The organism is Sphingobium sp. GW821-FHT02B05, from assembly GCF_059421905.1.
The window spans coordinates 44724-69995 of the sequence record NZ_JBWKVW010000010.1 but is presented as its reverse complement, the minus strand read 5'-3'; the positions used below and the strand labels follow the sequence as shown (position 1 = coordinate 69995).

At 59.8% G+C, this 25272-nt stretch carries 18 protein-coding genes and 1 pseudogene; 10 read left to right on the top strand and 9 right to left on the bottom strand.

The window, feature by feature from the left end; translation table 11 throughout:
• The first annotated feature begins 111 nt into the window (after positions 1-111).
• Entirely contained in the window at positions 112-1533 is a 1422-nt protein-coding gene (locus tag AC07UX_RS18885; protein ID WP_495193519.1) for a conjugal transfer protein TraH, read from the top strand.
• 13 nt (positions 1534-1546) lie between these two features.
• A complete protein-coding gene (locus AC07UX_RS18880; protein ID WP_495193518.1) occupies positions 1547-5272 on the top strand; it encodes a conjugal transfer protein TraG N-terminal domain-containing protein in 3726 nt (1241 codons plus the stop codon).
• Here AC07UX_RS18880 and AC07UX_RS18875 read toward each other — a convergent pair.
• On the bottom strand, positions 5256-5696 hold the full coding sequence (locus AC07UX_RS18875) for a hypothetical protein (RefSeq protein ID WP_495193517.1): 441 nt from the start codon (positions 5694-5696) through the stop codon (positions 5256-5258). The genes AC07UX_RS18880 and AC07UX_RS18875 overlap by 17 nt on opposite strands.
• Before the next feature lie 300 nt (positions 5697-5996).
• Between AC07UX_RS18875 and AC07UX_RS18870 the strand changes: the two are divergent.
• Positions 5997-6707: pseudogene (locus AC07UX_RS18870) on the top strand (IS5 family transposase).
• Positions 6708-7579: 872 nt separating this feature from the next.
• Here AC07UX_RS18870 and AC07UX_RS18865 read toward each other — a convergent pair.
• Positions 7580-8347 carry an SDR family NAD(P)-dependent oxidoreductase gene (locus AC07UX_RS18865; RefSeq protein WP_495193516.1) on the bottom strand — a complete coding sequence of 256 codons (768 nt, stop codon included), beginning with the start codon at positions 8345-8347 and terminating at the stop codon, positions 7580-7582.
• Positions 8348-8938: 591 nt separating this feature from the next.
• Here AC07UX_RS18865 and AC07UX_RS18860 point away from each other — a divergent pair.
• Both AC07UX_RS18860 and AC07UX_RS18855 read left to right on the top strand, forming a co-directional pair.
• Complete coding sequence (locus AC07UX_RS18860) at positions 8939-11134, top strand: TonB-dependent receptor (RefSeq protein ID WP_495193515.1); 2196 nt, start codon at positions 8939-8941, stop codon at positions 11132-11134.
• A gap of 61 nt (positions 11135-11195) precedes the next feature.
• A complete protein-coding gene (locus AC07UX_RS18855) occupies positions 11196-12077 on the top strand; it encodes an SMP-30/gluconolactonase/LRE family protein (RefSeq protein WP_495193514.1) in 882 nt (293 codons plus the stop codon).
• 13 nt (positions 12078-12090) lie between these two features.
• Here the strand turns inward: AC07UX_RS18855 and AC07UX_RS18850 are convergent, their stop codons facing one another.
• Together AC07UX_RS18850 and AC07UX_RS18845 are read right to left on the bottom strand one after the other, a co-directional pair.
• Positions 12091-12882 carry a 2-keto-4-pentenoate hydratase gene (locus AC07UX_RS18850; protein ID WP_495193513.1) on the bottom strand — a complete coding sequence of 264 codons (792 nt, stop codon included), beginning with the start codon at positions 12880-12882 and terminating at the stop codon, positions 12091-12093.
• Between the two features lie 13 nt (positions 12883-12895).
• Complete coding sequence (locus AC07UX_RS18845; protein ID WP_495193512.1) at positions 12896-13876, bottom strand: quinone oxidoreductase family protein; 981 nt, start codon at positions 13874-13876, stop codon at positions 12896-12898.
• Positions 13877-14128: 252 nt separating this feature from the next.
• Here AC07UX_RS18845 and AC07UX_RS18840 point away from each other — a divergent pair, with 252 nt between their 5' ends.
• The 3 genes from AC07UX_RS18840 to nanR all read left to right on the top strand — a co-directional run bounded on the left by AC07UX_RS18840 (position 14129) and on the right by nanR (position 17504).
• A complete protein-coding gene (locus tag AC07UX_RS18840; RefSeq protein WP_495193511.1) occupies positions 14129-15274 on the top strand; it encodes an MFS transporter in 1146 nt (381 codons plus the stop codon).
• Positions 15275-15405: 131 nt separating this feature from the next.
• Entirely contained in the window at positions 15406-16647 is a 1242-nt protein-coding gene (locus tag AC07UX_RS18835) for a cytochrome P450 (RefSeq protein ID WP_495193510.1), read from the top strand.
• Between the two features lie 65 nt (positions 16648-16712).
• Positions 16713-17504, top strand: coding sequence for a transcriptional regulator NanR (gene nanR, locus AC07UX_RS18830; protein ID WP_495193509.1), 792 nt, complete (start codon positions 16713-16715; stop codon positions 17502-17504).
• Positions 17505-17531: 27 nt separating this feature from the next.
• Here nanR and AC07UX_RS18825 read toward each other — a convergent pair whose 3' ends face one another.
• The 4 genes from AC07UX_RS18825 to AC07UX_RS18810 all read right to left on the bottom strand — a co-directional run bounded on the left by AC07UX_RS18825 (position 17532) and on the right by AC07UX_RS18810 (position 21509).
• Positions 17532-17903, bottom strand: a complete 372-nt coding sequence (locus AC07UX_RS18825; protein WP_495193508.1) for a hypothetical protein — start codon at positions 17901-17903, stop codon at positions 17532-17534.
• 117 nt (positions 17904-18020) lie between these two features.
• Positions 18021-18854, bottom strand: coding sequence for a phosphogluconate dehydrogenase C-terminal domain-containing protein (locus AC07UX_RS18820; protein WP_495193507.1), 834 nt, complete (start codon positions 18852-18854; stop codon positions 18021-18023).
• A gap of 31 nt (positions 18855-18885) precedes the next feature.
• Positions 18886-20262 (bottom strand): four-carbon acid sugar kinase family protein, encoded by a 1377-nt coding sequence (locus tag AC07UX_RS18815; RefSeq protein WP_495193506.1) that lies wholly within the window; start codon positions 20260-20262, stop codon positions 18886-18888.
• On the bottom strand, positions 20259-21509 hold the full coding sequence (locus AC07UX_RS18810; protein ID WP_495193505.1) for a ribulose-bisphosphate carboxylase large subunit family protein: 1251 nt from the start codon (positions 21507-21509) through the stop codon (positions 20259-20261). Before AC07UX_RS18810 ends, AC07UX_RS18815 begins: the two co-directional genes overlap by 4 nt.
• Positions 21510-21707: 198 nt before the next feature.
• On the opposite strand from AC07UX_RS18810, the gene AC07UX_RS18805 reads away from it, so the two are divergent.
• Both AC07UX_RS18805 and AC07UX_RS18800 read left to right on the top strand, forming a co-directional pair.
• Positions 21708-22073 carry a hypothetical protein gene (locus AC07UX_RS18805; protein ID WP_495193504.1) on the top strand — a complete coding sequence of 122 codons (366 nt, stop codon included), beginning with the start codon at positions 21708-21710 and terminating at the stop codon, positions 22071-22073.
• A 172-nt stretch (positions 22074-22245) separates the two neighbouring features.
• The gene (locus tag AC07UX_RS18800; protein WP_495193503.1) at positions 22246-24450 is read left to right on the top strand and encodes a TonB-dependent receptor; all 2205 of its coding nucleotides are present in this window, start codon (positions 22246-22248) and stop codon (positions 24448-24450) included.
• 112 nt (positions 24451-24562) lie between these two features.
• Here AC07UX_RS18800 and ligK read toward each other — a convergent pair whose 3' ends face one another.
• A complete protein-coding gene (ligK, locus tag AC07UX_RS18795; RefSeq protein WP_495193502.1) occupies positions 24563-25237 on the bottom strand; it encodes a 4-carboxy-4-hydroxy-2-oxoadipate aldolase/oxaloacetate decarboxylase in 675 nt (224 codons plus the stop codon).
• Between the last annotated feature and the right edge of the window lie 35 nt (positions 25238-25272).

The window sequence follows — 25272 nt, the reverse complement described above, 5'->3', positions numbered from 1 at the left end:
CAATATTCCGAATTTGCAAGCTTACCCATGTCGATATTTTGCAAATGCCGCAGAAGGGCTCGCATATGGCGGGCGGGCCCTTCCTTTTCTCCTCATGACAAGGACGCCGCCATGCTCCATCTCAAATGTAGCGCGACCCTACCTATTCTCGCTCTGCTTGCAACCTGCGGCACAGCTATGCCCGCCCATGCCCAAAGCTGGGCAGAGCATTGGTTTGACAATGTGACCTATACCAGCCCCGGCAGCTTCGAGGACCAGACCCGCGGCTATGTGACAGCGGGCGGCATGTCGGGTCGGATCGATGTGCATAGCGATTATCTCATGTCGCTTACCATGCCCAAGGTGAAGGCGGGCTGTGGCGGCATCGACATGTTTCTAGGCGGCATGTCTTTCCTTGATCCCGACTATCTCGTTCAGAAACTGGAAAGCATTCTCCAGGCAGCACCGGCTGTTGCATTCCAATATCTTCTCGAAACCCTCGACGAGAAGATGGGGAACATCATCTCGAAGATGGAGGCGGCCACCAATTTCCTCAACTCCATCCAGGTTAACGACTGCCGCCTTGCTAACCGGATGGTCCAGATCGCCAAGGGCGACGACAATATGTCCGGCATCATCGAGGAGATGACTGGCTACAAGTCGGTTAGGCAAGGCTACGCCAAAAGCTACCAGCAAAGCCGCGAGAAGATTCAGTCAAACGGGAACAGCCCGACCGAGGATCTGAAGGAGGCGCTCGCCAACTGCCCGGCCGAAGTGACCGACATCTTCCGCACCGGATCGCTGCTCTCACATGCGGCAGCGCGCGTCGGCGCGGCCGACTGGGCTGGCGTCATGCGTGCGCGGGTAGGTGACGTCTATATGCGCTGGGACGCGACCGATAAGGTTCCTCTCTTCTCGGCCATCCCCGCCTGCGCCGGACAGGACTCAGAATCTTCGGACGATTTTCTGAGCGGTCGGGTCATGCGCCGCGCCCTCAACATGCCTGCGACCGCCGCCGATTGCACCCAGGATGGAGCCGAGGGCGCGCTGGCGCTCACCCGTGAGCGCATGACCTCGATTGCCGAGAAGATCAGAACCCGCGCCGCCCTAACAGCCGAAGAGCGCCAGTTCGTCGCCAATGTACGGACCCTGCCGGTCTATCGGATGCTCGAATGGGGCGTGCGCCAGGATGTAGTCGACTCCGTCATTGGCGATACCGATGAACTGGTCGCACTCACCCTCGCCTATCAGATGCTAAACGACCTCACGCGCAGCATCGATTTTGCCATCTCCAATGCCGAGCGTGGCACCAGCGCGGCAGGTGCAGCCGATGGAGCGAGCGCGAATATCTGCCAGACGCGGATACTTACCAAGGGCATCGAGCAACTGCGCGACCTGCGCGAAGAGGTGCTGCGCCAGCGCGCGCAGATGCGGCAATCCTATATGGCTGCGCTCTCTCAGGCGAACCTATCGACGGGCTATGCCGGTCTCATCCGCCAGCGCGACCGGGACGCGCGCGACGCTGCCGGCACCGCCACTAGTCGCAATCGCTGAAGGAGCAGCCGCCATGCGCCGCCTATCTCGACTGCCCGCGCTGCTTGGCGGTCTCGCTAGCCTGTTCATAGCTTCTCCTGCCCTCGCACTGGAGACGAGCTTCCACACCTATGATGGCTTTGCCGAGACGGTGGATGCGTTTCGCCTCGTGTCGATGATCTTTGCTGATCCGCGCTACGAAACTCTGGTGCTGATCGTCGCGGTCGTCGGGATGGCGCTGGGCGCTGTGCTCGCCATGATCCGCAGCACCGGCATGGGTCTGGTTGCCTTCGGCCTCCAGATGCTGGTCGGGATCGGCCTGTTCGTCGGCCTCGTCGCGACGACCGGCACCGTCCATGTCTATGACCGGGTACGCAACGCCTATCAGCCGGTCGGCGACGTCCCCAATCTCATCGTCCTGGTAGCGGGCGTCACCAACATGATGGAGCGCGCGCTCGCCGAGACGATCGACGACAACACGCTCGACCCGCATGCCAAGCTCGAATTCGGTGCGGGCGGCCATGCCTTCGACCTGTTCTTGAACGCCGTCAGTCCGCGCGGACCGATGACCGATGCCTTTCTCGACGCGACCATCAAGGATTATGTCCGCCAATGCTATCCGGTCGCCCGCGTCTCGCCGGCCTATGGCATCGACGACGACCAGCTCTTTCGCACCAGCACCGACCTCCCTGCGTCTTTCGCTGCCATGGCCGGGCCATCAACCTTCAGTACGGTATTCACAGCTTCGGACAAGGGCGGAACAACGGTCAGCTGCAACGAGGCCTGGGCCCATATCGCGGATCGGTTGTCCGATCCGGCGATCTTCAAGGACTATTCCTCCCAAGTCTGCCAGAGGACCGGCTACGACATCGCCAAGGCCGACCAACTCGCCCGCTGCCGCAGCAATCTGGCTGAAATAGGCGACATGATGCTGGGGACGCAGCTCACCGCCCAGGCCTTCTTCACCAACATCCTGCTTGGGAACAGCGTCGGCGACGTGCTGTTCGAGGACAGCCCGGCGACCGCCGCGCGCGTCATGGCCAATCGCGCTGTGGTAGCGGGCGGCCTTGGCACCATGTCGACCGCCAATGAATGGATGCCAACGATCCGGGCGACAGTGTTCGGGATTATGCTGTTCATCATGCCGATTGCGCTGCTGTTCATCCTCACGCCGATTAACCTGCGGGTCGCGAGCTTTTCGCTGGGCCTCTTCGTGTTTGTGGCGCTGTGGGGCGTGATCGACGCCGGCATCTATCAGTTGACCCTGGGTCGCGCGATGGCGGTCCTGGCCGAAATGCGCTCCAATCATGTGGCCGCCACGACCTGGATCCTTGCCCCCTCCTCCGCGATGAAGGCGCTCGCCATCTTCGGAAGCTTCCGCAGCGCAGCGGCGGGCCTTGCCGGTGCCTTCGTGTTCACCGTGTTCCGCTTCTCGGGCAATGTCTTCTCGTCCTTCACTGGCGGCTCCCTCGGCGTCCAGGCCCAGGGATCGGCGGCGGCGGCGGGGGTCTCGACCTCCGAGGGCTTCGCCTCAGCACTAGAGGGGCAGGCCTCGGCCATGGGCACGGGCGTCCGCCGCTCGGCCTCTTCGAGCTTCAGGGATTTCGGCGAGCGTTCATCCTTTGGAACCAACCGTAGCTTCGGCGCGGCGGGTGCGGTTGGCACGGCGCATAGTGGTGGAGTCCCCGGCAGCGCCGCAATGGGGCTGGGCGCGACAGATGCTGCGCGTGAACTGGGAAACCTAGCGCCCGCGCTGCATGGGCGCGACCTCAATGATCCTGCAACCGCAAGCGCCGTGCGTGCCGCTGCGGCGACCGGCGCGATCCACAATTTTGCCGAGAAGGACGCGCTGCGCAGTCTGGGTACCAGCTATTTCGGGAAAGGCGAAACGGGCGAGAAGGCGTTCGGCGCCTTCACCCAGGGTCTGATTCAGTGGCGGGCCTTCGGCGACACGCGCGCCTATGGCATGATGATGCAGTCGGCAACGCGGCATTTCGAGCGCGGCGGCTATTCACCGCAGGACGCAGCCCTCAAGGCAAGCGGGGTAATTGCCGAAGCCAGCGCCGATCCCACCTTCGCCAAGCTCATCGCCAACAGCTACGCGCAGGAGGAGATGCTGCGCAATGACCTGACGTCCGCTCAAGTCCAGGTCGGCGCCATGGAAGGACGCCGGGACTATGCCGGCGACCGGGTCGGCCAGGTGGAACGGGGCAATGTCGCGACCGAGCAGGCCCATCGCACCGGCGGAAACCAGGGCCAGCGCGACGCTGCGGCCATGCTCGGCATCCCCGTGGATGAGATGAGCCGCCGCATCGCCTTCATAAATGCCCTTTCTGGCGAAGCGCGCTCATCCGCCATCACGCAACTCTCCCGCGCCACTGGCCGCAATGAGGCCCAGGTAACCAAGGCCCTCGAAACCTATCGGGCGGCGACCGATCTTGGCACGGCGGATGGCGCGACGGCCGAAGCAGCGCGAGAGGGCACCAGCGTTTATAGGCGGACCCGGGAAGCTGCCGGCTATGACTTTGCCGAGCGTTCCGGGAAACTCGATGCCCAGAAGGAGGTTGGCCACGACGGCACGCGCAGCGCTGCCCGGATCGGCGAGCAGCGGCGGCAGTCGGAGAATTTCGGTTTTGCGGAAGGTGCGGAGGCCGCCGGCATGTCGACGCGCGAGGCAGCCGGTCTCGACAGCTTCATTCGGACCCTAGCCGATGCAAGCGGTAACCAGCTCGACATGGCCGAGGGCGGGGCAGATGCAATCGCCGACCGGGCGCGAAACGCCCGGATGACCAGGATAGTCGATCGCGAGCGCTTGTCGCGCATCCAGGGGCTGCTGCTGGCCAATGGCATTGAAATGAGCAAGCGCCAGATCGCGATGGACCAGAATGGCGACTTCAGGATGAACCTCACCCCGGCGACGGCCGCACAGATGTGGCAGGCTGGCCTCCTCAATGAAAGCCAGCTTGGCGCGGTCGCCAATGGCGGGTACGCCCGCTTCAGCCTCGCGCACAATGATCTTCTCGTCTCCAGCAGCGCAGGATTTGAAAAGTCTGCCCGCAACGACACCAGTACGCGGTTCGAAGCTGGCAAGCAGGCTGGACCCGATACGATCGAGCATTTCATGGGCGGTGGCGCCGAAGGTCGCGCAGCCATGACGAACTGGCTGCGCGGCGGGTTCGAGATGGACCGCAAGGGCAACTGGCGTCTGAAGCCGCAGGTCGCGGACACACTGCAAAGGGATGTGCAGGCGATCATAGCGCAGACGGGATGGGAGCGTACCATCGGAAGAGCGGCACAGGATCAAAACACTTTCGGCGTAGCGGTTGGGACCGACATCTCTGGCTCAACAATGAGCGGCGCTAAAAACGGTAGAGGCTCCGGAGGACATCCAGTCGGACAGGTTGGTGGATCCCTGAGTATCTCCAGTCAGGAAAGTGGAATAACCAGCGAGACTGCTAATTCGCAGCTCAGCGTTGTGAATTTCGACGTCCGCCAAGCAATTTCTAATGCCGAACGGCAGTCGGCACGAACGAGCAATCCCGCGAGCGTCTTCGCGGATAAACTTTCGGCGGAAATTCTTGGCAAACACGGTCTTCGCAATCGCTATCTAGGTCAAGCTGACAGCGGGCGCGGCACGGCAGATATTAACGCCCCGGTAACGTCGATAGAACAGTCATCCTTGTTGGACAGCGGGCGCTTCTCAACAGACCTAGGAAGCGGGCTTTTCGACGGCGATCCAACCTTCAAGAAGCGCGATTAATATACCCGGGGTTCGTCGGGTTGAGCGTATTTCCGACCCACAGCGGACCGGAAGCGGGATCGAGCGGATCGAATTGGCGCGGCATCCTGGAAGGCCCAAATCTTCGATTATTCCAAAGGCCACTATCGTCCATTTCATCATGATCATGAGCCGGCAACGACGCCAACCACTGCCGAAGAAATCCAAATGACAGAATAAGCGCCACAATGGGGGGAAAGAACAAGACGTTCATACATCCCCCGACAGCCGAACGATGAACCTCAGCCAATGCAGCGAGCTTGAGGCTCGTTAGCATGCCTAGCCAATAAACAGACACGCTGCTCCACCAGAGCTTCGCGTACCAAGGGCGCCAAAGCCAATCCCTGAGACGAAGCTCGTCGGGGTTCCGATCCGCATCATTAGGTTCGATGGTTGCTGCCATCATCTATTCCTCGTCGCCGAAACTACCATCTTGGAGCCCTACGGAAAAGAGCTAAACCGCCGACAATCGGAGATCTCTACTTTCTCAGATGTGGCGCATTGAGAGCCCTTCTCTCTCACCCCTGCTACCTTCAAGTGCTCTCCCTTTCCTTCCTTCAGACCCACATTTCGGGTTTAGCTCTAGGCCGTAGTGACATTTTAGTGATTTTCAGGAGGAAGGAGTTCTGATTCAACACCCGCTTTTGGAGGCTGGTGTGGAAGGCGAGGTTCTTCGAGATGATAGTGGGATCGGCTGCGTGAGTTTGTGCCTGGCGGTCGCAAGGGTAAGCGAGGGCCGCGTAGTGACGGCAGGCGTTTTCTCGATGCGTTGTTATGGCTGGCGCGTTCGGGCGGTCGGTGGCGTGATCTTCCCGAACGCTTTGGTCCCTACCAGACCGCCAAGCGACGCTATTACCGTTGGATTGAGCAGGGCGTAATCGACCGGATCTTCGAGGCAGTGTCCGACGATCCCGATATCGAATGGCTGGCGATCGATGCCACCGTCATCCGCGCTCAGGCTCAGGCGGCAGGGGCTCGGGTAAAAAGGGGGGCGTTCAAGCCCAGGCTCTCGGGCGGTCGAGAGGCGGGTTCGGAACCAAGATCCACGCCGTAGTCGATGCCCTCGGCCTGCCGATCCGCTTCATTCTTGGCCCCCGGGCAGCAAAACGACATGGCTCCAGCCTGCGACCTGATCCGGGGCATCCCGGCAGACAAGGTGCTGGCGGATCGCGCCTACGATGCCGACCGCCTGCATGATCTTATCTACGAGCAAGGTGGTGAGCCGGTCATCCCACCACGCCGCCACCGCAAGTACCAGCACAGCTACGACCGCATCGCCTACAAACAGCGTTGGGGCATCGAAGGATTCTTCGCCAAACTCAAACAATGGCGGCGCATCGCAACGCGCTACGACAAGCTCGCCGCCAACTTCCTCGGATTTGTCAAACTCGCCAGCATCATGCTCTGGCTCAAATGATTAAATCGTCACTACAACCTAGTCTTAGAAGATACCGTAACAACCGGATAGATTGAGCAAATCCATTTATTTTCCTGCGATTCGACGGCATCATTTCAGTCGGCCGGGCAGACCTCATTTATGAGGGACATTGCTGCCTAAGAATGTTTTGATGCCACCGGATGCATCGTAGTTCGTAATACCCGCTGCGAAAGATCGCTGTACCGACTGCCTGTGGCGCATTGCTACGGTTTCTCAGCGGACGGGTCTCTCCCACGTAACAATCTATAGGCTAGAGGCGGCGGGCAACTCCCCCAAATCGACAGCAGATCAGTTCACGATGCTTCAGATAGTCTGATAGCGGCATCATGGATTTCACGGAAAATCCAACGTCTCAGTTCGGACTGCGGCATGGCGATCCATGCGGCGTTACAGTCAAGGGGCCAGCACACCCCCCATTTCAAACCAGACTGATCAATTCGGCAGCAAAAGGTTCGTAGCCTATGAATTTTGGTCCCTTCTGGACACCGCACATCGATCGCCAGCGAAAAACGAGTTGGCACCGTCATCAAGGGAAACGCATCCAAGGATGCCATTCTCGCCCCGCGCACCTTCTTACTTAGTCAGCCTACCCATGGCCATACAAACAGTCACTATAGCAAACGGGCTTTCGAGCCCGTCTCCGATCGGATCAGTTCAGCCCTTCAGTATCTGCCGCCCGGGCTCGAAGTCGCACGCGCGACTATACGACCATCCTGACGCCGATATCCCTTTAGGCATATGCGTCAGAACAAGATCGATGATAACGCGATCTCATCTCGCTCCAATTCCTTAGCCGGCTTGTGCATCATGGTTGAGAAGTACAAGCACCAGATGCGGCGCCATCTTCGATCCTAATGAAAAACAGATCCGCCATCCGCAGTGATGGTCTGACCGGTGACAAAGCTGGAGTCGGCGCTCGCAAAGAAGTAGATTGCATTTGCGACATCTTCGGCAATCGCTCGGCGCTTTATGATACGCCCCTTCATGCCAATCGGCTCGAAAAATTCAACATTCCCCGCTGCCACGACGCTTTCGGTGATAGTCAGTCCTGGCGAAACCACGTTCACAAGGACATTATCATCGCCAAATTCCGTCGCGAGCGATCGGGTCATCGACAATATCGCCCCTTTGCTGGCGATATAATGCAACATACCCGGCGCGCCCTTGAACGCTGTTCCTGATGCGATGTTGATGATCCGCCCCCATTTCGCCTTACGCATATGGGGGGAGACTTCCCGGCACATCCTGAATGTACCGATCACGTTCACTTCATAAATGCGTCGCCAATCGTCGACTGATTGCTCTTCGAACGGTCCCGGTGTCAATTCTGCGGAAATGGCTGCATTATTCACCAGAATGTCCACCGACCCGAACCGACCGAGGATTTCGCTCACCCCCGTTGCAACGCTTTCGTCGGATCGCACATCGATCGTCAGCGGCATGACCGCATCCGATATCTCTGACAGACGCGCAGCCGCTTCTTCATGACCCTTGATGTCCGCCAGAACGACATTGGCTCCTTCAAGGGCGAATCGCTCCGCCGTTGCATAGCCGATTCCGTAGGCCGCGCCCGTGACAAGCGCAGTGCGCCCTTCCAGACGTCTGGAATTTGCTTGCATCTTGGAGACTCCCACTTTCGAAATTTAAGGTTGACGGCCTGTGACGAGGACATGCCCGGTCAATTCAATATCTTCCATGAAAGATTTTTATCGTCCGTTGTCAAGCATCATGTCAGGCACCGCCCCGCTATCGCGCATTCGATCGAACAGACTAAGATCAACAAATATTTCAAAGGCGACACCCTTTCTCGAACCGGTTGAAGCGTGACCGTAGAGACAACGATTAAAACATCAGCTTCACACAGAGCTTGCCGGGCTTTTTGCGCCGACGCTGTTGGGCATTGATGCGAACCGCAAAGCCAAGTCGCGCCCAGTGGAGTTGCACCACTTGACTTTCCCCTCCGAATATCTTCCATAGAAGCTTATAGGCTTGGGACGCATGATAGTGCGCGGGGCCGGAGGGGATGCGGCGTGGATAGGTACCCATCGATAGCCATTATATTCACACGCCGGGAAACTCCCGATCCAATAAGCGCGCGCTTTTGCAAAAACGCATAATAGAATTCAGCCTCATAAGATTATTCTTATGAATAGATTTATTGTGTACTACTAATAATCAATCTAAAATAATTATATAATGGGAGGATTATTATGTCTGTTCGTAGACCTTTCATAAGTTCCACGTCGATCACGACCGCCTTACTCTTATTCACATATACAAATCCCAGTTTCGGCCAAACAGGATCGACAGCCACCCAGAGCGAGGCCGGGCAGTCGGATGCCGGTCTTGCTGACATCATCGTAACCGCACAGCGCCGCTCGGAATCAGCACAAAATGTTCCGATCGCGGTAGCCGCCTTCAGTGGCGATCAACTAGCCAAGGTTGGACTGACATCCAGCGCGGACCTGAGCACCGTGATCCCTGGTCTGACAATCAACCCCACGGGTTCGCGCTCACCCGTATTTCTCCGCGGCGTCGGCAACAACGGTACGAGCACATCGCCTTCCGTGCTGACGTTCGTCGATGGTGTGTACCAGCCATTCGACAGCACCGGCGGAGATTACAGCAATGTGCAGAGCATCGAAGTGGCAAAGGGACCGCAGGGGACGTTGTTCGGGCGCAACGCAACCGGCGGTGTGATCCAGATCACAACGAAAAACCCCTTCGACTGGCAGGGCGTGGACGCTCAGATCGGCTATGCCAACTATAATGAATTTTCGAGCCGCGTTTACGCCGCCGCGAAACTTGCCGACACGATAGCGGCAGACATTTCCGGGTTCTTCGTGAATCAGGACGATGGCTGGGGTACGAATGTCGGCACGGGCAACGATGCCTATACCAACCGCCGCTATGGCGTGCGCGGCAAATTGGCGTTCGATATCGGAGACACGTTCCAGGCGACACTGACCGGCGACTATAGTTCGCGGCGGGGGCTACAGGGTCTGGGCATATCACCTTCGGACTTTAACGGCTTTACCTATAATTCAGTGACTGGTCAAAAAGTGGTGCTCGGCAGCAAATTCGATATTCAGTCGGAATTCGACCCTGTTTATCGGACGCGAGAGGGCGGCACTGCGCTGACGCTCAAGAAGACTGCCGGCGACGTTACGTTACTCAGCATCTCGTCCTATCGCCACGCGATTGAAGATATCGATATCGATTTCGACGGCACCAATTTCGCCGCCATCCGGTTGACCCGGCGCGACAGGCGCAGCGTGTTCACCCAGGAATTTCAGGCAAGCGGCGGCAGCGACAGCATCGACTGGGTAGCGGGACTCTATTATTATTACGCGCGCAGCGGCATCGACGGTCCACGCTTCGCCGGCCTCTTCTTCCCCGGCGGCTTCGGCATCAATTCGACGGATCGTACCAACGCCTATGCTGCCTATGCCCAGGGTACGGCCCATCCGACGCCAACCACCAACCTGACACTGGGTGCCCGTTACACCCTAGAAAAGCGCGAAATTTCAGGCTTTACGCATACCGGCAGCGGCGTGGTTATTCCCGGATCGACGGGCGAGCAGAGCAAAACGTTCAAAAAGCCCAACTTTCGCGTCGCCCTGGATCAGAAGCTTACGCCGGACATTCTCGCCTATGCGTCGTGGAGCCGCGGTTTCAACGCCGGCTTTTTTAATCAGATCAGCTTTGGCGGTTTCAACAATGCGGTCAATCCGGTGGTCAAGCCGGAAGGGATTGATGCCTATGAAGTCGGTATCAAGAGCGAGTTTCTCGATCACAAGCTTCGGCTGAACATATCCGCTTTCCTCTATGACTATTCAAATCTGCAGCAGCAGATATATAGTCCTGGCGGCATCATCTCCATCAATGCCGCGTCCGCGCGGATCAAGGGTGTCGACCTCGACATCGTTGCTCGGCCCACTTCCCGGCTGACGCTCTCGCTCAGCGGAAACTATCTGGATTCAAGCTATCGCTCCTATCCGCTGGCGCCCAATTACGACATCCTGCCTGACGGCAATTTTGTTGTGTCTGGCGCTTTGAATGCAAAAGGAAAAAACCTTGTCTTCGCGCCAAGGTTCGGCGCTCAGGCGACGGCGACTTACACATTGGACACGCCAATCGGCACCTTCGACACGACTGCGTCCCTCAACTATCAGGCGAAACAATATATTGACCCGCAAAACGAATATTTCATTCCCGAACGCACGTTAATCAACCTGACGGAGCAATGGCGGTCGCTTGACGACAAGACATCCGTAACCCTGTGGGCCAAGAATCTCACAAATCGCCATTATGACATAACCGACAGCATGCTGACGGGCGTCGGCCTAGTAGGCAATCCAGCTGCGCCGCGCACATATGGCATCACGCTAGGTCGCAAATTCTGACTGGATGCCCTGTACGCCCCGGCGTGCAGGGCATCCCCCTATTGGCGCTGGAAACATCATCATGCACCCAAACTTCTTCCTGCAAAATCTTGGTGAACCTGAAGGGCCCGTGTTCAGTCCTGACGGCAATTTTTACCTAGTCGAAATGGCGGGCGATCGCGCCTGCGTCGTCCGGGGCACGGGAGGCCAGACGTCGCTGGTCGCCAAGACCGCCGGTCGCCCAAACGGGCTGGCGGTCGACGGGGATGGCAATATCTGGGTGGCCGAAGCACGCGACGGGTCGGTGGTCTGCCTCGATCCTGATGGCACGGTCATCAAGACCATCGCCGGCGACAGCGACGGGCGCTTCCTCTGGCCAAATGATCTGGCATTCGGGCCGGACGGCCTGTTGTATCTGACCGATTCGGGCATCATCGATGTCGATTTCATTGATGGTCTGGCCATCAGGGCCGACTTCGCGACCATCCCCTATGACGGCCGCGTCTATGAGATCGATCCTGTCGCGGGCACAGTCCTGCGCACGCTCGACCGTGGGTTGCGCTTCACCAATGGCCTCGCGTTCGACGATCAGGGGCTTCTGTACGTCGCCGAAACATTGTCCGGCTCCATTTTCCGCTATGACCTGTCGCAAGCGCAGCCGACGCGGACCTTTTTCGCCAACGTCAATTCCGATGAAGCGATGACGCTATTTCGCGGCCCGGACGGCATCGCCTTCGACACGGCCGGTAATCTCTATTGCGCGATCTACAATGAGGGCACGCTGACGGTCGTGGACCCCGAAGGCATGATCGTCGATCGCATCGCGACGCGGGGCACGCGCCCCACCAATCTGGCTTTCGATCCGGTCGAACCCAGGATGTTCGTGACAGAGGTGGAAACATCCTCCGTCCAGATCATCGCCGCGCCGCGCACCGGCCTGCCGCTCCACTATCCCCGACTGTAAAGCGGCGTGGCGATCAGTCGGTGATGGACAGCGACACCGTGCCGATCGGCCCGAAATCGCCGCGGACATGATCCCCGCCGGCGATGCCGATCGGCGCGACACATGTGCCGGTCGTCACCACGCATCCCGCCGCCAAGGTCAAATCCAGGCTCGACAATTCGTTCGCCAGCCATAGCAGCGCGATCCGGGGATCACCTAGGACGTTGGCGCCATTGCCCTCCAGCGCCGCCCCGTCGTTCAGACTGCCCGTGACAGGATGGGCTGCAAGGTCGATTGATCGCCACGCATCGGGAGCGGCCGGCCCCAGCACGAAGCGGTGGGCACAGGCATTGTCCACGATCAGCAGCGGCGCGCCCACACTCTCGAACCCGTCGTAACGAGAATCGGGTATCTCGATCGCGGGATGCAGCGTCGCGACATGATCGAGCACGATTTCGAGCGTGAAGGGCGTGAGCGACGGTGCCAGGTCGCGCGCCATGCGGAACGCGAATTCCAGTTCCGCCACGCGCATCAGGTTCGACCCGAGCGGACAAGTCCCGCCGTCATCGATCACCCGTTCGGCCAATATGCGCCCGGCAAGCGGTCCACTCACCCCGATATGCTCTTGTCCCGCCAGACTGGTCGCCGCGATCTTCCACCCATATAACGGCTTGTGGCTAAAGCGCTCGACCAGAGCCTGAATGGCATAGGCTTCCTCGCGCCCCGTCGGGCACAGTTCGGGCGGCATGGTGACAAGGCGGGTTCCCGCCAGCCAGTGCCGATGGAGAAGGTCGCTCGCGGCCTGCATCCTGTCTGCTGCTATCATGGACATCATTCCTTCACGGCCGAAGCACCACCGCACCGGGGCTGGCGCCTGCTTCCAAAATCCGGTGCGCTTCGGCCGCCTGGGCCAGTGGCAATTCTATCGCTGGCAGCGGTGCGAGCGCGCCGCGCTCAAAGGCCGCCGTCACCTCGCCCATCATCGCGCGCAGCATGGACGCGTCACGGATATAGTGAAAGACGATCGGGCGATGGACGGACGCCGACCGAGCCGCAAGCAGGGCCGGCGCAAAAGGACTGACCGCCCCCGATGACTGGCCGAACAGGACAAGCTTCCCGCCATAGTCGAGACATTGGAGCGATCGCAAGAAGCTGTCGTGGCCCACCGAGTCATAGACGGCCGCAACGCCCATGCCGTTCGTGATGGCCATGACGCGGTCAGCGAAATCCTCCTGACGATAAAGGATCGTATCGTGCGCCCCTGCCGCCCGCGCCACAATCGCCTTTTGCGATGTGCCGACGGTGCCAATCACCCGTGCGCCAAGCTCGCTGGCCCAGCGGCACAGCATCTGTCCCATACCGCCGGCTGCCGCATGAACCAGGATGGTGTCGCCTTCACTGACGCCATGCACCTTTCGCAACAACATGCACGCCGTCAGCGCCTTCATCAGTCCGCCGGCGACAGCCACATCGTCCAGTTTTTCAGGCAGCCGGACGGCACGACGCGCCGGAAGAAGGCGAACGGCCGCATAGGCGCCATATTCCGGGGAGACATAGCCGATACGTTCACCAACCGCGAAGTCTTCAACGCCTTCTCCCACCGCGTCGATCACCCCGACGCCCTCTATGCCCGGCGTCCCAGGCAGGGCGAGCGTATCGTAAAGGCCGGAACGGACGTAGATATCATGATAATTTACGCCGATCGTCGTCTGGCGGAGGCGGACCTCTCCCGCTGCCGGGGTGCCGACGGGCAAAGATTCCACATGCAGTACGTCCGGACCGCCATAGGCGTGGATCTTGATCGTCGCACTCATCGTCATCCTGAATAGCCCTTCAATCCACACGCCCCTTCCTGAAGGTTCCTATGCCCCAGAGGCGTGCTTCTGATTATCTTCCACGGAACGCATATTGTGGCAAGCCGGCGGCGGATAGGAATGACCATGTTCGCAGACGGTGCATTGACATATGACTGCGCCAGCTTATTTAATCTTCCATAGAAGATATAAACGTCTTACGGGATTCGGCGACGGAGGGGCAGTCACGCAATGACACAGTCGACCAATTCCAGACTGATGGGGTTCACCCTGGCGCTGGGAGGCGCCTTCCCCCTCGCCGCGATCATCAGCGTCATGCCGGTGATGCCGCAGGTTGCCGCCCATTATGCCAATCTGCCCGGCGGCACCGCACTGACGGGACTCGTGCTGGTCGCACCACCGTTGGCCGCAGCATTGGCAAGTCCCTTTATCGGGCGCCTGGTTGATCATGTCGGTGGCCGCCGCGCGCTCATCGCCTCCATCCTGACATTCGCGGTTTTCGGTGGCCTCGCCTATGTCGTCGAACCCTTGCCGCAATTGGTTGCGACGCGCGCGATGGTCGGACTGGGCATGGCGGGGCTGACGGCTTCGACAGGCGCATTATTCGCCGCACTTTTCGATACAAAGGCTCGCGAAAAGTGGCTCGCCGTCCAGACTTTGTTGATGAGCTTCGGATCGATCACCTTCGCGCTGCTGGCCGGTGTCCTTGGGCAGGGTGACTGGCGCCGCGTATTTTTCATCGTGCCGCTATCGCTGGTGCTCTTGCCGCTGGCCCTTCTGGCGCGGACAGGGAGTGTTCCCTCCCGGCAGGATCATCATGCCGTGTCTGGCCAGCCTTTTCCGTTTCGCAAGATTTTTTCGATCGGCATCGTGAATTTCTGCTGCCTGGTCCTGTGTTTTGGACAAATACACCCCATAGCGTTCCTGATTGCGGAGCGCGGTTTTCATTCCACCACCATGACGGGCTTTGCCATTGCGATGAACTCGGTGGGCGGCGCGACGGGATCGGCTCTGTTCGGCCTTCTGCCAACAAGCCCGGTCGCAATGCGCCTCCGGCTGGGTCTTTCGATGGCGCTGATGGGCTATCTTGTGCTGTTTCTGCCGGGCTGGACGGGCATCTTTGCCGGACAGTTCATCGTCGGCGGCGCTCTGGGCGTGCTGATGCCGACCTCGATCATGTGGGCGATCAGCAGCGTCGCCCCGGATCAGGGCGGACGGAGCGCAGGAATGGTCGCGACATCGACTTTTCTGTCCCAGTTCGTCGCAATGCCGCTGGGAGCGATCCTCGCTTCAGCGATGGGCCGATATGCGCTGGCGATGGCCGTTTTCGGCGGGGCGATCGCCCTGTGTCTTTTGCTGACCCTGGCGATCAAGCCGAGCAGAGACGCGCACTCCGCAGCCTGATTCAGCCCCAAAGTCGCGCGCCCCGGCCTTGCGGACAGGACTGATAACCGAACGCGGCGATCATTACGTAGACGATAACACATCCGGTTCCGCCGATAGTCGGCGGTTCAACGTTAGGAGACAAGAGAGCAATGCCGACCGAAATTGAGCCTTTGATTTTGGCCGAGGGCCGCACTCCGTCTGACGTTCCCATTGTCGATCTCGATCCGTTCAGCGAAGAAGTGCTGGCCAATCCGCTGAAATATAACCAGGTCTGGCTCGATGCAGGACCAATCTACTGGTTGTCGGCGATTGGCGCCTATGGCGTTAGCCGGCATGCCGAACTCACGGCGTTGATGCGCGACTGGGACCATTTCCGCAACGGCGGCGGCATCACGCTCAAGAACAAGTTCGTCGATCCGGGCACCCTGCCCAAATCTATGCTTCTGGAGGCGGATTCGCCAGAGCATAACCATTCCCGATCGGTCGTGAACAAGATCTTCGGCGCTTCGGCGCTTCAGCCGCTATTCGACCGCTGGCAGGGGATCGCCGATGACCTAGTGGCAGGGCTGGTCAAGCGTGGCAGCTTTGATGCGATGTCGGAACTGGCGACCGTATATGGCCACGCCATCGTCCCACCCGAAATCGGACTGCGCGAACACAGGCCTGACCTGCTCTATGCCTATGGCAATGCCTTCAGCAATTCGGTCTATCCCTATAATCAGCGCTATGTCGACACCCAGAACAATCCGTTATTGCCGGAAGCGGTGGCATGGGTGGAAGAGAATTGCCAGCGCGAGCGGTTGGCGCCAGATGGCTGGGGCGCGGCGATCCACGCCGCCGCCGATCGCGGCGAATGTTCCCACGCAAAGGCAGCCGTCCTCACGCGTTCGCTGATTATGGCTGGTGTAGAGAACACGGTCATCATGTTCGGCAACATGATCCATGCCTTTGCGACCAATCCCGACCAATGGGCGATCCTGAAGTCCGATCCCAAAAAGCATATCCGGGGCGCGATCGAGGAAATCATGCGCTTCGACGGTCCGTCGATCCACTTCTTTCGTACCACGGGCAAGGAGACATCGTTCGGCGACGCTGTCCTGCCGGAGCATTCAAAGGTATTGATGGCGTTCATGGCGGCCAACCGCGATCCGCGACGCTGGCCCGACCCCGACCGCTTCGATATCACGCGCAACGCCACCGGGCATTTCGGCTTTGGCATTGGCGTGCATCAATGTCTGGGCCAGACCGTGGCCCGCAAACAGATGACACTGATTCTTGAGGCTCTGCTCACCCATGCCAAGTCCTTCTCGCTTGACGGTGATGCCGTGCGCAAGGTCAACAACCAGTCACATGTCTTTGCCACATTGCCCATCAGCGTCATAGCAGCCTGATCCGTAGATCACCTTCACGACGCCCCGCCATTGTGCCGGCGGGGCGGCAACGCTATCGCCTCACCATGACAGGCAAGGATCAGTTGGAACAAGAGGATCTGCCTCGATCGGCAGTTCAATTGACGCGGGAAAGCGATGCGAGCGGTCGCAAAACGCGATCCGCGCCAAAACGCAAATTGGGCGCCCAGATACTCGAATCGTTGCTGGAACGGATCGCGGCGGGAGCCTATCCGCGCGGAAGCCTGCTGCCGTCAGAGCGCGAGTTGATGGAATTGTTCCAGGTCGGGCGGCCATCTGTGCGTGAGGCGCTTCAGGCACTGGAGCATATGGGCTTTGTCACGATCAGTCATGGCGGAGGCGCACGCGTCATGCCCCTCACGGCGCACGGTGTGCTTGCCCAGATATCGCGCACCGTTGTGATGATGCTGTCGGGGTCCGACGACATGCTCAATCATTTCAAGGATGCCAGACTGCTGTTTGAACGTTCGATGGTGCGCCTGGCCGCTGAACAGGCGAGCGATGAGGATATCGGCCATCTGGGCCGGATACTGGACCAGCATCGACGCAGCATGGATGATCCGGAGAAATTCCTGGAAACGGACATGGCGTTTCATCGCGCCATAGCGGAGATTTCGCACAACCCGATCTACGTCGCCATTGCCGACGCCATATTGGGATGGATGCGGCAATTCCATGTCGATGCGGTTCAAACTCGCGGCGGCGAACAACTCACCTTCGATGAACATCAGAAACTGTTCAATCAGATCGCGGCCGGCAATGCCAAAGGCGCCGAAAAAACGCTGGATACGCATATCCGCCGCGCCAGCCGAAAATATCGTCGAAACCCTTCATTCTGACTGCGTCTGGCGAGACTGCCCCTCCGTTCAGTCCAACGCCGAATAAAGCCACGCGCGCGCCTGCCCGGCGTCGTTGAACAGCGCCAGCGCGCCCTCCATTAAAGTCTCCCTCTTGGCTTGGAGCGTCGCCAGGCCCGGTTTGGAAAGCAGGGCCCAGCGCATGGGATATCGCTTCAACTCATCATGAGCGAAACGATTGAGCATATCGAGGACGGGCATAGACTGGACGGGAAAGTCCCGGATATCGGACATGACAGCAATCTGCCCGAAATGCCGCCGTAGTCCGGCAATAGTTAAGCTGAATTCTTCGATAAAGCGGCTCGCGACGTCGATGCTCCAAAATCCTTCATACCGTATGGTCAGGATGCGCGTGTCTTGTTCAAATAGAATTTCATACATGACGCTATTCCTGTGACTCGATCATCTGAGCCCGATTTTTACTTGATGATCAAAAAACACGATCAATGTGTGGCGCTCCGGTGGACATAGCTCCAATCCCGGAGCGCCGCGATATCTCTAGAATCGCGTGATCATGTGGATACTCTTCTCGATCGCGGCGGTTTCGAACACCGACTTCCAATCGGGCACGAAAATTTCCCTCTTGGCAATCTCCACTGCATTGCGTGCGGCATCCGACAGCCTGCCCCCAGGCAGAATCCCAAACTGGATGGCGATGAGCACGTTGAGATGGCCCAGAATGAAATCATTTGCAGCCTGTTCCGGCACGCCGCGCGCAACGGCTTCATCGGTCGCCTCCTTGATGATGGCCACACATGTCGCCCCGATCGTTTCCGACAGCACCGGTTCCAGTATGGCCATCTGCTCGACGGTCACGCGGTGCAGGCGCATAACGGGGGCATACATTCGACGGGTTACATCCTCCGCTAGATTCCACAGCGCCTCGTCCCCGCGCATCATCGCCGCGACGACATGCTGTTTCGCCGCAATTCCGCCGAAATGATCCGCCTTAGCCACCGGATCGACCTCGTCGTTGAAGATCGGCGGGTGGCAAGGATGCGCGACGAATATTGAAAGATCGGCGCGGGCGGGCAGTTCGCCCGCGAACGGCGCCGCGGCGTCAAGCGCCAGCAGCATCGCGCCGGGTTTGAAATGATCGACCAGTGCGGCCGTAATCGCGCCGATGCGGTTATCGGGGATCGTAAGGATGACGACGTCGGCATCGGCCAGCGCATCGGCGGCTTCGACGCAGCTGATGCCCAGTTCCTTCAACCGATCGCGCCCGGCTTCGCTGACTTCGACGTGACCGACGACATAAGGGGCATCGCGCAGGTTCGCCGACACCCGATAGCCCATCTTGCCACCGGCCCCGATGATCGCAACATTCTTCATCTGACATCCTCTCCTGATCTCTATCGGGCGTTCAAAGCGGTGCGCCATGGCGCACCGCACCGAAATAATTGTCCGGCCCCATCTGGCCGCCCTTGAGGGCAATTTCGACTACCGGCGGGTCGTCCACGCCGGCAAGGCCGTCGCACAGCGGCGCGCCCGGCGAGAGTGCGGCGCGCATGGCAAGCGCACGCAGGCCAAGCGCCGCCACCACTTCTCCCGACGTGTCGCCCCCGGCAACCGCCACGCGACGAAGGCCAGCGCGCACAATGATCTGCGACAAGACCTTCCCCAGCCCCGCCCCGATGGCTGCCTGCGCCACGGCATCCGCCATCCCGTGCTCGCCAGCCATTTCACCCAGCGCCGCGATGGCGGGATCGTCCGGTCCGGCGGCGCTGAAGACCAGCGGGCTTGCGCCGGCATCCAGCGTCTGCAAGGCGGCCGCGACGAGCCGGCCGACCTCCGCCTCACGCCGGTCCGTCATGACCAACGCACAAGGATCAGCGCGAATGCAGTCGAAGCCGTTTGCACCGGCCCACGCGATCTGCCCGGCCGTGACCGGAGAGCAGCTGCCCGATACGACGGCGATCCGGTCTTCGGGCTGGGCCGTCCACATCCTTGGTCCGACATCCTCCGTGCCGGCTTCACGCCAGTGCGCGATCAACGCCGCCCCCACGCCGGACGACCCCACGGCAAGGACGGGATCGCTGCCGGCCTGTGCCAGCGCCCACAGGCTGCCCCCGGCAAATTGCTGGGATCGATCGTCAAGGACGTCGATCAATATCATGTCCCACTGGTCCAGTGCCGCGTCGAAGCGCGACTGGGCGTCGGGAGCCACTTGGTCGACCGGATCAATCAGGCCGCAACGCAGCGGCGTCTGCGCGGCGAGATGGCGGCGCAGATCAGCCTCGTGCATGGGAGTGACCGGATGGCGCGCCATGGTGGGATGGCGGTCAATCCGGTAATGGGCGCCCTCCGCACGCGCGAACAGGTTGCCGAACACGGTGTAGCGCCCCAGCGCCGGCGTGCCCACGATGATGGGCGTCGCCTTCCCGGCTTCGAAAACGGCGCGCCCGATCGCCACCGCGCGGCCGATATTGCCGATTCCCGGTGCGGAATCGAAGGTGGAGCAGACCTTGTAATGCGCAACATACGGCTGCATCGCCCGCAGCGCCCGGAACATCGCGGGAAGATGGGCGTCCATCCAGTCCACGCCTTTGGCGCGACTCGTCCCGGCGATGCCGACCGCGGCATAGCGGCGGGCCGCGACCGTCGCTTCCTGCGGCGAAGGCACGTTCAGGAAAAGCAACGTGTCGATCCCCTGCCCCGCCAGCGTCTCCAAGGCGTCGGTCGATCCGGTCACATCGTCGCCATAGAAGGCGACCAGCGGTCGATGGTCGTTGCTCGTCATCCGAATGTCTCGATCGCCTGGCGAAGCACGAAACTGTCGCGCGCCGCCTGTTCCAGTGTCACGCCATGCAGGGCGGCGTCCCACGCCTCGCGGATGCTGCGCACCCCCGCCCCGATACCGCCCGGATGCGCGACGATGCCGCCGCCGCAGGTGTAGATGAGGTCGGCCGAGCCAAGCTGCCGATAGGTGTCATGGGCCTGGCCCGCCCACTGGCCCGACGAGAAGACCGGCATCACCTCGAACCCCGGATTGCCATCGGGGAAAAGCGGGGTCAGGCAGGCGCGCGCCGAACGGATGACGCTGTCGTCCGCTTCGCTGAACTTGTTGCGCAGGCCGTTGACATGGAGGTGATCGACCCCGGCCAGCCGCCAGAATATCTGCCACGCCCGATAGTCGAAGCCCACGCCGGGACTGCGCCCAAGATAGCCCCAGCCATTGCGATGGCCATGTATCGGCAGCGCCGCATGTTTGCGGACGTGCAACGCGCCGGCGGCGCCCACGCTGTTGAGGCTGAGCATGATGCAGCTGCCCCCCAGCGCCAGCACCTTGTCATGATGGCGGAGCATCGCGTCAATATCATCGGTGATATTGAACGCATACATCACCTTCTTGCCCGTGCGGTCGGCATGATCGCGGATCACCCGCAACACCGCTTCCGCCCGCGCATCGAACGGACAATGGGGGCCATCGGCCTGGAGCTCGTCATCCTTGATGAAATCGATGCCACCTTCGCACAGGGCGCGGACCATATCGGCCGTTTGTTCTGGAGACAGCCCCACGCTGGGCTTGATGATCGTACCGACCAGCGGGCCGGCCGGAACGCCCGACTGTGCCCGCGTGCCCGCCACGCCGAACTGGGGGCCGTCGAACGCGGTCGCCCAGCTGTCAGGCAGCTTTAGGTCGACAAGACGCAGGCCGGTTATCTGTCGCAGTTCGAACAGGTTCCCGGCCACCGTCGCCATCAGATTGGGAAGCGAGCGCCCGAAATTGTCTTCGCCCCATGAAATTTCGACCAGCGCGCGCTGATATGGCCCCGGCGAACCATCCGCCACGGGCAGGCTGGCGACAGAACCCTGTTCCAGCAACTCCACACGCTCGACGGTCGCGGCCTGACGCGACACCAGGGACGAAATGTTGACCGGCAAGTCAACGAATGTCCCCGTCGACTGCTCGCCCGCCATGGCTTCCGCCACGCGTAACGGATCGCGGCCAGTCTCCAGCCAATAGGTCGCATGGATGCGCGCCAAAAAACCCCTCCCGATTAAGTGGTATAATCTCTACGTTTCTAAAATGAGGGTTTCAAGTCAGATCACCGCATAAATCTCGCAAAATATGAGGTTGACGACATATGCAGATCCACATATTCGAATATTCATTATACCAGTTGGGTGTTGGGTATGTTGAAAGCGGAAGTGGGTCGTCACGGTGACGACCGAATCATAGTAATGGATTCGATCACAAAGCTGACCCCGGACGACGTGGGCGCCATTGTCGTGTCCGCCTCTCATGGCGGCACCAGCTCGGGTGAATTCGCTTTGGAAGTCCGCTTAAAGCTCGTCTTTTTCAACGATGCCGGCGTCGGCAAGGATGGTGCGGGGACCGCAGCTCTCGCCATGCTAGATCAGCACGGCGTCGCAGCTGGCACTGTGTCCCATTTGAGCGCCCGAATTGGTGACAGTCGGGACATGTGGGATCACGGTGTGATTTCCCATCTCAATGCTGCGGCCAGGCAAATGGGCCTTTCGGAAGGCGCCTCGCTGGGCCCAGCATTGTTGGCCAGTATCGCGGCCCGCCCAGCTATGGATCAGTAGCGTAGAGCCGGCCGCATCCACCTGTAACATCAACCTTATCAACTGCCTTAAAGCATCTAATGCTCGCCGCCCTTCGCCAAACGTCACACGATATTATCGGCAGAAACCGCTTGATTATCCGGCCGCACCTTGTTTATCTTACATGGAAGATAAAAGAGAGAGGATAAAGGGTATGCCTATTTCAAAATGGGCGAGATCGCATTTTGCTGTCTTGTCGACATCCATGCTCGCGCTCGTTTCGGCAGAGTGCCATGCGCAGGCCGATACAATTCCGGGTCAGGCCACGGATACCGCCATTGCGCGTACTTCCAGCAACGGACAGATTGACGACATCGTCGTAACGGCACAACGGCGCTCTGAATCCGCGCAGTCTGTCCCCATTTCGCTGCAGAGCTTTTCGTCGGACAGCCTTCAGAAGACCGCTGTGCGCAGCACCGAGGACATGACATCCATAGTCGGTGGCCTCATCATCCAGCCGACATCGTCCAGGCCCTCAATCTTCATTCGCGGTGTAGGCACCAACAGCACCAATACCACGCCAGCAGTCCTGACATTCGTGGACGGCGTGTACATGCCGTTCGGCAACAGCATGGATCTGGCCAATATAGCCAGCCTTGAAGTTCTTAAAGGACCGCAGGGCACCCTGTTTGGTCGCAATGCAACGGGCGGTGTCATTCAGATCACGACCAAGCCCCCAAGCGAAACGCCGGGCGCCAAGGTGCAGATCGGCTATGGAAACTACAGCACAATAGACGCATCCGGCTATGTCACTGGCGGACTGGCCACCGGCGTCGCCGTCGATCTGGCCGTGAGCTACAGCAATCAGCAAGATGGCTTTGGAACGAACGTGTTCAACGGCGAGGACGTCTTCCGCACCCGTAAATTTTCAGCGCGCTCACGGATGCGCCTGGAACTTTCGGATTCGACCCGGCTGACCATCTCGGGCGATTATGGTCAGGTGCGCGGAAACGCGGGAACGAACGTCTCGCCGGCCGTGGGATATGATGTCTTGTTTGTCGCGGGTGCCCTGCGGCGCAGGGGCGGCTTTTATCCTGGCCCCTATGATCTGAACGCAGGGCCACGCACGCCTTATTTCAAGGCGAAGGAATGGGGCACGAGCGCGACGTTCGAAACCGAATTTTCGGACCTCACCTTCCGCAGCATCACCGCCTACCGCAAGGGACTGGAGCGGGCGAAGATCGATTTTGATGGCGGCCCGGCCAGTACGGTGAACCTGAGCATCAATCGCGATCCGCGCACGGCCTTCACTCAGGAATTGCAGTTGCTGTCGGATGGCAGTGGCCCGTTCCAGTGGGTCGGCGGGGTATTCTATTATAATGCCAAGGCCGAATTGGTCCCATTCCAGATCAATGCGAATGGCGCCTATGCCAAGGACACCGATGAATCCATCGCGCCTTATGCACAGGGAACATATGAAATATCTCCTGACACCAAATTGACGATCGGCGCCCGTTACACCGTGGAAAAGCGGAAGATTGAAGGATATGTGCTGCAGTCCGGCGTGGAAGCGCCTGGCCGACGTGGCAGCCTGTCCCAGAAGTTCAAAGAACCGACCTGGCGCATTGCTCTGGATCATAAATTCGGCTCGGGCGCGCTTGTCTATGCGTCGGCTTCCAAGGGCTTCAACGCCGGCTATTTCAACCAGTCGAGCCTTGCCGGATTCGCCACGACGCAGCAAAATCCCGAAGTGAAGCCGGAGTTTCTGACCGCCTATGAAGTTGGGACCAAGCTCGACCTGCTCGATCGGCATCTGCGCGTCAACCTGTCCGGCTTCCTGTACGACTATAAGGGATTGCAGCAGCAAATCTACGAACAGGGAGCTGTCGTGACCATCAATGCCGGCTCCGCCCGCATGAAAGGCATCGATTTTGAGATCGTCGCGCGTCCGGCCAACGCTCTCACCCTGTCGCTTTCGGGCACCTATCTCGATTCCCACTATAAGAGTTATAAGTTCGCGCCGAACTATGTTCGACAGCCTAATGGATCCATCATTGCCGTCGGCAATATCGATGCGGCGGGCCAGGTCATCACGAACGCGCCCAGGATCAGCTACACGGCATCCGCAAGCCATGTTCTGGAAACCGACATCGGCGACTTCACCACGACGGCGAACGTCAATTATCGCGGTCGTACATTCGCTGATCCGAACAACGCCTTCAAAATCCCTACGCGCTATGTTCTCAACGTTACAGAAAGATGGTCGGCGCCAGACAGCAAATTCTTCATGTCGGTCTGGGCCAAGAACCTACTGAACAAACGCTATGACCATGCCATCAACATTCTGGCTCCGGCCGGCCTGGTCGGCAACCCGGCGCCGCCCCGTACCTATGGGGTCACAGGCGGATTTGAATTCTGACCTCATGCATATCGAAAAATGCCTGGCCTGCGGTTAGCGCGCAGGACAGGCATTTCTAATTTTCACAACAAGCATGTCCTTGTGAACCGACGCGCACCGGCGCGCCGAAACATCATTCGTAGCGCAGGCCCATCTGTTCCAGCCGGCCACGCATATCATAGATGTCGAGACCAAGTTCGCCCGCCATCAATCGCTGGCGCTTGACCTCCTCCACTTCCTCGCGCTTGCGCGCGGCAGCCAGCACCGCCGCGGCGTCGGCCCTCTTCACCACGCACACGCCATCATCATCTGCCACGATAATGTCGCCTGGCTCGACGGCAGCCCGTGCGCATACGATCGGAACATTGACCGATCCCAGCGTGCCTTTGATCGTGCCCTGCGCCGACACAGTCTTCGACCACACCGGAAACTCCATGCGCGTCAGGTCGCGAACGTCGCGCACGCCCGCATCGATAACCAGTCCGCGGCATCCGCGAGCCATGGCCGACGCTGCCAGCAGATCGCCGAAATAGCCATCCTCACTAGGGGACGTAGGCGCCAGCACAAGAATATCGCCCGCCTGCAATTGTTCGATGGCGACATGCAGCATCCAGTTGTCACCCGGCGGAGACGAGATGGTTATCGCGGTACCAGCGACGCGGGCGCCGGGATAAATTGGCCGCATATAAGCGGCGAGCAGCCCTATCCTACCCTGAGCTTCATGCACCGTGGACACGCCCGCCGATGCCAGGCCGTCGATCACATCCGCTTCGGCCCGGTCGAAATGCGTTACAACACGTCCAGCCATCTTGGATCCTTGCTGAAACTTTCTGTTTGGTCGAA

Bases quoted from the DNA above. Each gene is read 5' to 3' on its own strand.
- AC07UX_RS18855 (WP_495193514.1), top strand. From the start codon at position 11,196: ATGCACCCAAACTTCTTCCTGCAAAATCTTGGTGAACCTGAAGGGCCC.
- AC07UX_RS18820 (WP_495193507.1), bottom strand. From the start codon at position 18,854: ATGAAGAATGTTGCGATCATCGGGGCCGGTGGCAAGATGGGCTATCGG.
- AC07UX_RS18825 (WP_495193508.1), bottom strand. From the start codon at position 17,903: ATGTATGAAATTCTATTTGAACAAGACACGCGCATCCTGACCATACGG.
- AC07UX_RS18800 (WP_495193503.1), top strand. From the start codon at position 22,246: ATGCCTATTTCAAAATGGGCGAGATCGCATTTTGCTGTCTTGTCGACA.
- AC07UX_RS18875 (WP_495193517.1), bottom strand. From the start codon at position 5,696: ATGATGGCAGCAACCATCGAACCTAATGATGCGGATCGGAACCCCGAC.
- nanR (WP_495193509.1), top strand. From the start codon at position 16,713: ATGACAGGCAAGGATCAGTTGGAACAAGAGGATCTGCCTCGATCGGCA.
- AC07UX_RS18860 (WP_495193515.1), top strand. From the start codon at position 8,939: ATGTCTGTTCGTAGACCTTTCATAAGTTCCACGTCGATCACGACCGCC.
- AC07UX_RS18840 (WP_495193511.1), top strand. From the start codon at position 14,129: ATGGGGTTCACCCTGGCGCTGGGAGGCGCCTTCCCCCTCGCCGCGATC.
- ligK (WP_495193502.1), bottom strand. From the start codon at position 25,237: ATGGCTGGACGTGTTGTAACGCATTTCGACCGGGCCGAAGCGGATGTG.
- AC07UX_RS18815 (WP_495193506.1), bottom strand. From the start codon at position 20,262: ATGACGAGCAACGACCATCGACCGCTGGTCGCCTTCTATGGCGACGAT.
- AC07UX_RS18850 (WP_495193513.1), bottom strand. From the start codon at position 12,882: ATGATAGCAGCAGACAGGATGCAGGCCGCGAGCGACCTTCTCCATCGG.
- AC07UX_RS18865 (WP_495193516.1), bottom strand. From the start codon at position 8,347: ATGCAAGCAAATTCCAGACGTCTGGAAGGGCGCACTGCGCTTGTCACG.
- AC07UX_RS18880 (WP_495193518.1), top strand. From the start codon at position 1,547: ATGCGCCGCCTATCTCGACTGCCCGCGCTGCTTGGCGGTCTCGCTAGC.
- AC07UX_RS18885 (WP_495193519.1), top strand. From the start codon at position 112: ATGCTCCATCTCAAATGTAGCGCGACCCTACCTATTCTCGCTCTGCTT.
- AC07UX_RS18835 (WP_495193510.1), top strand. From the start codon at position 15,406: ATGCCGACCGAAATTGAGCCTTTGATTTTGGCCGAGGGCCGCACTCCG.
- AC07UX_RS18845 (WP_495193512.1), bottom strand. From the start codon at position 13,876: ATGACGATGAGTGCGACGATCAAGATCCACGCCTATGGCGGTCCGGAC.
- AC07UX_RS18805 (WP_495193504.1), top strand. From the start codon at position 21,708: ATGGATTCGATCACAAAGCTGACCCCGGACGACGTGGGCGCCATTGTC.